Raw genomic sequence first — 8,332 nt, forward strand, 5'->3', positions numbered from 1 at the left:
GGGGGGGGGGGTTGTTGGGGGTGGGGGGGGTTTGTGCGGGGGGGGGGGGAAGGTGGGGGAGGGGGGGGGGGGGGGAGGGGGGGGTTGTTCCTTGGGGGGGGCGGGGGCCCCCCCCCCCAGCACCACAAGCAAAACAGCACCTCATCGTGCCGGCCCGCGGTACGGAGCCAGCCGCGCGGGCTCGACAGCGTGCTGACGCTACAGGGGAAACAATCCAGCCGTTGCCCATGGCAACACCTCCCTGCACAGTCATTTCGCGCCGAATATATACACCGGCACGGCGACCGCCTCCCGCAAGGTGGAATATACGTCGCGCCACTCGACATAGCGCGGGTGGGCCGAGTACACCGTCGCCACGCCGTTGTCGCGCAGCGCCATCTTGCTGCGGGTGACGTGGAAATACTGGGTCACCACGAGCGCGCTCGTCATACCCCGCTGGCGCATCAGCGCGGCGCTGTTTCTCGCCGTCGCCTCGGTGTTGACGCCAGCGGCGTCGACGATGACCGCCGCCGCCGGCACGCCGCGCGCCACCAGATAATCGCGCATGGTCGCGGCTTCGTCGTAGCCTTCCTTGCCCAGCCCGCCGCTAACGATCACGCTGGGAAACAGGCCGGCGCGGTACAGCTCGACGGCCTTGTCCAGCCGCGCCGCCAGGCGCGCCGATGGCCGGCCGTCCAGCTCCACCTTCGAGCCGAGCACAATGCCAACGTCGCTGCGCCGGGCGTCGTCGCTCAGGCCGTCGGCGACGATGGCGCAGCCGCCGCCGGCCAGCAGCATGCCCGCCATGATGGCGATCCTGGCAACGGTCGTCACCGGGCGCCTCACTTCAGCAGGCGCCGCGGTATGGTGGCCATATTGGCCTCCCGGCCCTGGCCGCCGCCGACGCCAAACACCTCCTCGTCGGCCAGCGCCTCGGCGATGCGGGGCTGGGGCTGGGGCTGGGGCTGGGGCTGGCGGTGCCACTTGAAGCCGTCTTTTGTCATCGTGTAATACTCGACTTTTTTCAGCGGCTTGGTCGCATCCTCGTCCGTGGTGCCGCTATACGTGGCGCGGATCGCGAAATACTCGCCCGGCCCGTTTTTCAGGAAAGCCAGCTTGGCCTCGAAGCCCCAGCACGGGTGCAAGGTGGTGCCGGGTTCTGCCAACTCCTTGGGATCGTCCGAGCAGGTGCCGCTGTTGGAGCGCCCGGTTTCGAACTCGAACGTCTGCCGCACGGTGGCGGCGCTGAGGTCGACGAGAATGGCGTAGTCGTTGCTCACGCCCTGGTGCACGTCGCCGCCCTCGAACAGCAGCCCGAACTTGCCGTCGCCGATGCGCAGCAGCCGGCCGTTGGGCGCGTTGCCGTGGGCCCCGGCCGTCGCCACCACCTGTTTGCCCTTTTCAAACACCCACTGCCCGCCCTTGTGGATGAAGACATACACCGACATATCGGCCGCCGTGGCGTGCGAGTCGACCACCTCGCCGTCCGTCGTCACCGTTTGCCGCTGGATCGCCAGCACGCCCTTTTCCACCCCGCCATCGTCGTAGGTCACCGCCAGCATCGGCGTGGCCAGCACCTCGGCGCCCTTGAGGCTCCACGCGGCCGTGTTCGCCACCGGGATCAAGGTGCCCTTTTGCGCGCTGTTGTAGGCGCCGAAAATGGCGCGCATCGCCGTGCCTTCGTTAAACACGGCAGGCCGCGCGCCGTCGCCGCCCACCGGCGCGGCGTGCTGCGCCTCGGCGCCGTGCGAGACCCACAGCACGGCCGCCGCGCCGATCGCGCAGGCGGCCAGCAGCGCGCCGACGACGGAGAATTTTTTCATGTGAATACGGGGCGGAAGAAGCTTCTTTCGTAGCTGACGATGCACTGCGTTTCGTCGGCGTAGTGGAAGGCGGCGACGCAGTCGGCGTCGTCCAGCATCTTGATGCGGTATTGCTCGTATTCGGCCAGGCTGGGAAAGCTGAACAGCGCCAGCGCGACGTTGCTGGCGCCTTCCGACGGCAGGAAGTAGCCGTGGTGCTGGCCGCCGAATTTTTCCACCAGCGGTATCCACATTTGCCCGTAGCGCTCGAATTGTTTGAGCTTGGACGGATCGATGATGTAGCGCAAATAACAAGTGACCATGCCGTTTCCTCTGTTGGTGGACCCGCGGTCCGTTGTTCAACAGGCATGATACTGCAATTTATCGCGGGTTCAGCGCGGCCGGAGCGCTCAACGGTGCGCCCGGCACCACGTTTTTACGCCGCGTTGCAGCCGCCGCCGTCTTTCGGGAAGCTGCGGATGCTGTTGGCGATCTGCTGCGACACCTGGCCCAGCGCGCGCCGGTGGCCCGCCACCAGCGCCTCGTAGCCGGCGCCGACTTTTTCGTTGACCACGCTGCGGCAGGTCAGCACCTTGCCGCTGGCCAGCTGGCGCACGCTCCACACCGCGTCCACCAGCGCGTACTGGCCCAGCGCCGATTCGAAGCGCTGCACGTTGGTGCTGACGCGGTACACCGGCAGCGTGTCCGGATACGGCGTGCGGTACACGTCGATCGCGCCCAGCTCGCCGGTGATGCCGATCGACAACGCCTGGCCGATCTCGGCCGCCAGCGGCCCGGCCCAACGCTCCTGCTCCAACAGTTCGACGCGCCCGCCGGCGCCGGTCAGCACCAGCTGGTTGCGGCTGACCTGCTGCGGCACGCTAACGGCCAGCACCTCGACGTAATAGTTCACCGCGGTCTTGGCCGGCGCCGCCTCGGCGCCGCCGTTGAGGGTGTAGAAGCGCTCGACCTGCGGCGCGGCGCAGGCCGCCAGCAGGCCCAGCGCGGCAAACAGGGCCAGCGCGGGCGCGCGGCGCAACATGGCATGGCGGGTCATTTTTGGTCTCCTTTTTTACCGCGGAGCAGCGCTTCCGGGTGGCGTTCCAGATAGTCGGACAGGCCGTTGAGCGACTGCAGCGTCTGCGTCAGTTGTTGCAGCGCCTGGCGCACGTCCGATTGCAGCGGCGAGTCCTTCTGCAGCACCTGTTCGGCGGTGCTGAAGGTTTGCTTGGCCGCGTCCAGGGTTTTCTGCATCTCCGGCACAACCTGGCCGTCGAGCCGCTTGATCATCGCGTCGGCGCTTTTCACGGTGGCGTTCAAGTTCGCGGCGATCTCGGCGTACGGCACCTGGTCGAGCTTTTTGACGATGCTGGCGATCTGCGTCTGCAACTCGTCCAGGCTGTTCGGCACCGTCGGCACCTCCATCGGATACTGGTTGAAGTCGAGCTTGACCGGCGGCGCCTTCGGGAAGAAGTCGAGCGCGATGTACAACTGGCTGGTCAGCAGGTTGCCGGTGCGCAGCTGGGCGCGCATGCCGCGGCTGACCATCCGTCCCAGCACGTCGTGGCCTTCCTTGCGGTACTCGTTCTCCAGCGTCTGCTGGAAGCGCTTGCCCAGGCGGCCCGGGTACAGGTCGACCGTCACCGGCATGCGGAAACTCTTCTTGAGGTTGTCGTACTCGACGCCGACCGAGCGCACCTCGCCCAGCACGATGCCGCGGAAGTCGACCGTGGCGCCGGCCGACAGGCCGCGCAGCGACTGGTCGAAATAAAACACGGTGGTGATCGGCGCGCCGTCCGGCTCGCGCATCGCGCTGGCCTGGTCGGCCGCCAGCGGGAAGGTGGTGCCGGCGGCGGCCACCGCGTCGGGCCGCTGGCCGTTCTGCGATTCGAAGGCGATGCCGCCGACGACCATCGCCGCCAGCGACTGGGTGTTGAGCTTGAAACCGTTCGAGTCGAGCCGCACGTCGACGCCGCTGGCGTGCCACCAGCGCGAATTCTGGCCGACGAACTGCTCGTACGGCGATTGCACGAACACCTCCATGCTGACGCCGTTGCCGGCCTTGTCGAGCGCGAAGCTGACCACCTGGCCGACCTGCACGCGGCGGTAGAACAGCGGCGAGCCGATGTCGACCGAGCCGAGGCTGTCGCCGTGCAGCTTGAACAGCTTGCCCTTCTGGTCGCCGGCCACCGGCGGCGCGTTCTCCAGCCCGGTGAAGGCGTCGTCGCGCTCGGCCGACTTGCCGGCGTCGACGCCGATGTAGGCGCCCGACAGCAAGGTGCCCAGGCCGGACACGCCGCTGGCGCCGACGCGCGGACGCACCACCCAGAAGCGCGTGTCCTGCGCCGTGAAGCGCTTGGCCTCCTTGCTCATGTCGATCGTCACCAGCACCTTCGACAGGTCCTCGCCGAGCTTGATGGCGCGCACCAGGCCGATCTCGACGTCCTTGTACTTGACCTTGGTCTTGCCCGGCTCCAGCCCCTCGGCGCTGCGGAAGCTAACCGTCACCGTCGGCCCCTGGTCGAGCACCGAACGGGCCACCAGCGCGGCGCCGATCAGCGCCGCCAGCAACGGGATCAGCCAGACCAGCGACGGCAGCCAGCGGCTGGCCGGCTCGACTTCGGGTTCCGGCGGCAGCGGCGGCGCGGGTGGGCGGGCGACGGCGCCCGCGATGCTCGGCTCGTGCTCAGACATGTTTTTCTCCAGGGGGGGCAAGCGGGCCACGGTCGACGTGGTCCCAGATAAGGCGCGGGTCGAACTGCATCGACGCCAGCATGGTCAACACCACCACCGCGCCGAAGGCCAGCGCGCCCGGGCCGGCCGTAATCACGGCCAAGGCCTGGAAGCGCACCAGCGCGACGGTCAGGGTGACGACGAAAATATCCAGCATCGACCAGCGGCCGATGAATTCCACCATCCGGTACAGCAGCGTGCGTTGCAGCGGGCGCCAGCGCGAGCGCCGCTGCGCGCTCCAGGCCAGCAGCGTCAGTACCGCCAGCTTGAGCATCGGCACCACCACGCTGGCGACGAAAATGATCGCCGCCATGCCCTGCGAACCGCTGTTCCAGAAAAACACCACGCCGCTCATGATGGTGTCGTCCTCGGTGCCGAACAGCGAATGGGTGGTCATCACCGGCAGGATGTTGGCGGGGATATACAGGATCGCCGCGGCGATCAGCAGCGCCCAGGTGCGCGCCACGCTGTCCGGGCGGCGCCGGTGCAGCGCGCCGGCGCAGCGCGCGCAGCGCTGGCGGGCGCGCGCCGGCGCCGCCGGCGTGACCAGGCCGCAGGCGTGGCAGGGCAGCAGCTCGGCGCCCGAGGCGCGCAGCGCCGCGTAGTCGAGTCGCGGCGGCGGCCGCGGCGCCAGGTCGTCGGCCAGGTTCCACAGCGTCTTCGGGTCGAACGCCACCACCAGCGCCAGCATCAGGGTCAGCGCGCCGAAGGCGTACAGGCCCGGCTGCGGCAGCACCCGCGCCAGGCTGGTCATCTTGATGACGGTGATCAGGATGCCGATCATCAGCACCTCCGTCATGCCCCAGCGGCGCGCCGCCTGCACCGCGCGCAGCACCCGGTTCAAGCCGGGCGGCGGCGCGCCGGCGCGCAGGCCCAGCGCGACGTACAGCAGCGCGCCCAGTTCGACCGCCGGGAACAGTATCGTGAAGAGGAACACCATCGCCGCCACCAGCTGCATCTGTTCCGACCACAGCACGACGATGGCGCCGAGCAGCGTGGCGCTGGACGTGTAGCCGTTGACCTCCAGCTCGACGATGGGGAAGAACTGGGCGATCAGGAACACCAGCGCGGTGGCCAGCGTCAGCGCGACCACCCGGTCCAGGTCGGCGGTGCCGCCGCGGTAGAGCACCGAACGGCAGCGCGTGCAGCGCGCCTTCTCCCTCGGACGCAGCGGCCGCTTGCGGTGCAATGTGCCACAGTCATGACAGCTGATCAGGTCGTATCGATGCACGGGTTCGCGGAGGCTGGATAATGTTGCATATCATACGGTATCGGCGCGCGTGCAAGCGCGAATGCCGTTCAGTGGGCGGGCCGGCGGCGCCAAAAACCCGCGCCGGCAACGAGCCGGGGTCACACCGCGATGGTCTGACCCCGGGGTTGCGGGCTTGCCGTGAAGTGTTGCCCGGCCTGCCCCTCGAACAGGCGCACGATCTCCTCGGCCGGCACCGGCCGGCTGAACAGGTAACCCTGCATTTCGTCGCAGCCGTTGGCGTGCAGGAAGTCGCGCTGCGCCTGCGTCTCGACGCCCTCGGCCACCACTTTCAGCTGCAGCTTGTGCCCCAGCGAGATCACCGCCGTGGCGATGGCGCGGTCGTCGTCGTCGTCGGGCAGGTCGCGCACGAACGACTTGTCGATCTTCAGGCGGCCGATGGGGAAGCTTTTCAAGGCCGACAGGCTGGAATAGCCGGTGCCGAAATCGTCGATCGACAGTTGCACGCCCATCGCCTGCAACTCGCGCATCGTCTGCAGCGCCTGCTGCAAGTCTTGCATGATCAGGCTTTCGGTCAGCTCCATGCCCAGGTAGCGCGGCGCCAGGCCGCTGTCGCGCAACGCCTCGGCGATGCGGGCGACCAGGTTGGCCTCCTTGAACTGGCGCGCCGACAGGTTCACCGACATGGTGATCGGCGGCAGGCCGGCGTCCTGCCAGGCGCGGTTCTGCCGGCACGCGGTCTGGATGACCCAGTCGCCGATCGGCACGATCAGGCCGTTCTCCTCGGCCAGCGGAATGAAGGCGTCCGGCGCCACCATGCCCAGCTGCGGGTGGCGCCAGCGGATCAGCGCCTCGACGCCAATCATGCGCCCGCTGTCCAGGTCCACCTGCGGCTGGTACAGCAGGATGAACTCGGCGCGCTCGACGGCGTTGCGCAAGCCCTCCTGCAGCGCCAGCTTTTGCTGGATCTTCAGATTCATCTCGCTGGTGTAGAACTGGTAGTTGTTACGCCCCAGCTCCTTGGCGCGGTACATCGCCGCGTCCGCGTGCATCAGCAGCGTGGTGGTGTCGGCGCCGTCGGCCGGATAGCTCGCCAGGCCCATGCTGCAGGTGATCTGCAGACGCTGCCCGGCGACGTGCACCGGCTGGCCGATGGCGTCGCGGATGTCGCCGAGCACCCGCGCCACGCCGCCGGCCGCCTCGGCCTGGTCGCACAGCACGATGACGAATTCGTCGCCGCCCAGGCGCACCACCGTGTCGGTCGCGCGCACGCACAGCAACATGCGGTCGGCCACCGCCTTGAGCAGCTCGTCGCCGGCGTTGTGGCCCAGGCTGTCGTTGATCAGCTTGAAATGGTCGAGGTCGAGGAAGGCCACCGTCACCTCGCGCTCGTAGCGCTGGGCGTAGAACATCGCCTGCTTCAAGCGGTCCTCCAACAGCGTGCGGTTGGGCAGGCCGGTCAACGCGTCGTGCTGGCCCATGTAGCGGATCTGCTCCTCGGTGTTCCTGCGCTCGATGGCGATGCCGGCGATGCGCGTGGCCATCTCCATCAGGCGCGTCTCGGCCGCGCTGGGCACCCGCACCTGGTAGGCGTACAGCGCGAAGGTGCCGAGGATTTTCCCGTCGTTGAGCATCACCGGGGTCGACCAGCAGGCGCGCAAGCCATACGGCGCCACCAGCGCGCGGTAGTCGTCCCACAGCGGATCGACCAGGATGTCGCTGACGATCACGGTTTCGCCGCGGTGCGCGGCGGTGCCGCAGGAGCCCGCCTTGGGTCCGGCGGCGAGGCCGTCGATCAGCGCCGTGTAGTGCGCCGGCAGGTTGGGCGCGGCGCCGTGGCGCAGATGGCGGCCGTCCTCCTCCAGCAACAGCACCGACGCCATCATGCCCTCCATCTGCGACTCGATCAACAGCACCAGGCTCTCCAACACCTCGGCCAGCGGCGTGCTGCTGGCAATCATCTCCAGCACCCTGCCCTGCTTGACCCACAGCGTTTCGGCGCGCAGGCGCACCACCGCCTCCTCCTGCAACTGCTGGTTCTGCTCGGCCAGGCGCTCCTTGGCGTCGCCCAGCTCCAGCGTGCGCTTTTCCAGCTGCAGCCGGTCGTGCAGGAAGCGCTGCACCGCGCGCGCCATCTCGCCGATCTCGTCGGCGGCGTCGACCGCCAGCGCGGCCGCGCCGGCGCCGGCGCCGGCATGGCCGCGCCGCAGCGCGTGGCTGATGTCGCTCAGGCGCGCCAGCACATGGCGCCCCAGGAACACCCGCCCGACCAGCCAGGCCAGCAACACGCTACCGGCCAGCATCGCCAACACCCACTGCTGGCGGCGGTTGGACGCTTGCACCAGCTCGCGCACGGCGCCGCGGTAGTCGCGCGTCAGCTGGGACGACTGCTGGCGCGCGGCGCCGGCCAGCGCGGCGCCCTGGCGGCGCAGTTCGCCATGGAAGCGCTGCAGTACCCGCCGCCGCTCCAGCATGTCGGCGCGCAGCGCGAACAGGTCCGCCGCCCCGGCAGCCGCGGCGGGGTCGCAGCGGACGCATACAACCCGCTCCAACCGAGCCCGGACACCCTGACTGCCCACGGTCAAACACTCCCACACCCGCAATACAC

General features: G+C 68.8%; 7 protein-coding genes. All 7 read right to left on the minus strand.

Annotated features, from left to right (window positions below):
• Nucleotides 1–249: 249 nt before the first annotated feature.
• The 7 genes from ACFDR9_RS25850 to ACFDR9_RS25880 all read right to left on the minus strand — a co-directional run bounded on the left by ACFDR9_RS25850 (nt 250) and on the right by ACFDR9_RS25880 (nt 8,276).
• On the minus strand, nt 250–813 hold the full coding sequence (locus ACFDR9_RS25850; RefSeq protein WP_232429748.1) for a YdcF family protein: 564 nt from the start codon (nt 811–813) through the stop codon (nt 250–252).
• An 8-nt stretch (nt 814–821) separates the two neighbouring features.
• Nucleotides 822–1,802: a hypothetical protein gene (locus ACFDR9_RS25855; RefSeq protein WP_409032824.1), complete on the minus strand. Its 981-nt coding sequence runs from the start codon at nt 1,800–1,802 to the stop codon at nt 822–824.
• Nucleotides 1,799–2,104 (minus strand): NIPSNAP family protein, encoded by a 306-nt coding sequence (locus ACFDR9_RS25860; protein ID WP_026133310.1) that lies wholly within the window; start codon nt 2,102–2,104, stop codon nt 1,799–1,801. Before ACFDR9_RS25860 ends, ACFDR9_RS25855 begins: the two co-directional genes overlap by 4 nt.
• A gap of 113 nt (nt 2,105–2,217) precedes the next feature.
• Nucleotides 2,218–2,838: a membrane integrity-associated transporter subunit PqiC gene (locus ACFDR9_RS25865; RefSeq protein ID WP_232429747.1), complete on the minus strand. Its 621-nt coding sequence runs from the start codon at nt 2,836–2,838 to the stop codon at nt 2,218–2,220.
• The gene (locus tag ACFDR9_RS25870; protein WP_409032825.1) at nt 2,835–4,475 is read right to left on the minus strand and encodes an intermembrane transport protein PqiB; all 1,641 of its coding nucleotides are present in this window, start codon (nt 4,473–4,475) and stop codon (nt 2,835–2,837) included. Before ACFDR9_RS25870 ends, ACFDR9_RS25865 begins: the two co-directional genes overlap by 4 nt.
• Nucleotides 4,468–5,745 carry a paraquat-inducible protein A gene (locus ACFDR9_RS25875; protein WP_035787879.1) on the minus strand — a complete coding sequence of 426 codons (1,278 nt, stop codon included), beginning with the start codon at nt 5,743–5,745 and terminating at the stop codon, nt 4,468–4,470. The genes ACFDR9_RS25870 and ACFDR9_RS25875 overlap by 8 nt, the downstream gene beginning before the upstream one ends.
• A gap of 119 nt (nt 5,746–5,864) precedes the next feature.
• Nucleotides 5,865–8,276, minus strand: a complete 2,412-nt coding sequence (locus ACFDR9_RS25880) for an EAL domain-containing protein (protein ID WP_409032826.1) — start codon at nt 8,274–8,276, stop codon at nt 5,865–5,867.
• Nucleotides 8,277–8,332: the final 56 nt, after the last annotated feature.

This window comes from Janthinobacterium sp. CG_23.3 (genome assembly GCF_046115965.1).
GTDB lineage: Bacteria > Pseudomonadota > Gammaproteobacteria > Burkholderiales > Burkholderiaceae_D > Janthinobacterium.

Excerpts from the sequence above, each read along its gene's own strand:
- ACFDR9_RS25855 (WP_409032824.1), bottom strand. The coding sequence starts at position 1,802 with ATGAAAAAATTCTCCGTCGTCGGCGCGCTGCTGGCCGCCTGCGCGATC.
- ACFDR9_RS25860 (WP_026133310.1), bottom strand. The coding sequence starts at position 2,104 with ATGGTCACTTGTTATTTGCGCTACATCATCGATCCGTCCAAGCTCAAA.
- ACFDR9_RS25865 (WP_232429747.1), bottom strand. The coding sequence starts at position 2,838 with ATGACCCGCCATGCCATGTTGCGCCGCGCGCCCGCGCTGGCCCTGTTT.
- ACFDR9_RS25870 (WP_409032825.1), bottom strand. The coding sequence starts at position 4,475 with ATGTCTGAGCACGAGCCGAGCATCGCGGGCGCCGTCGCCCGCCCACCC.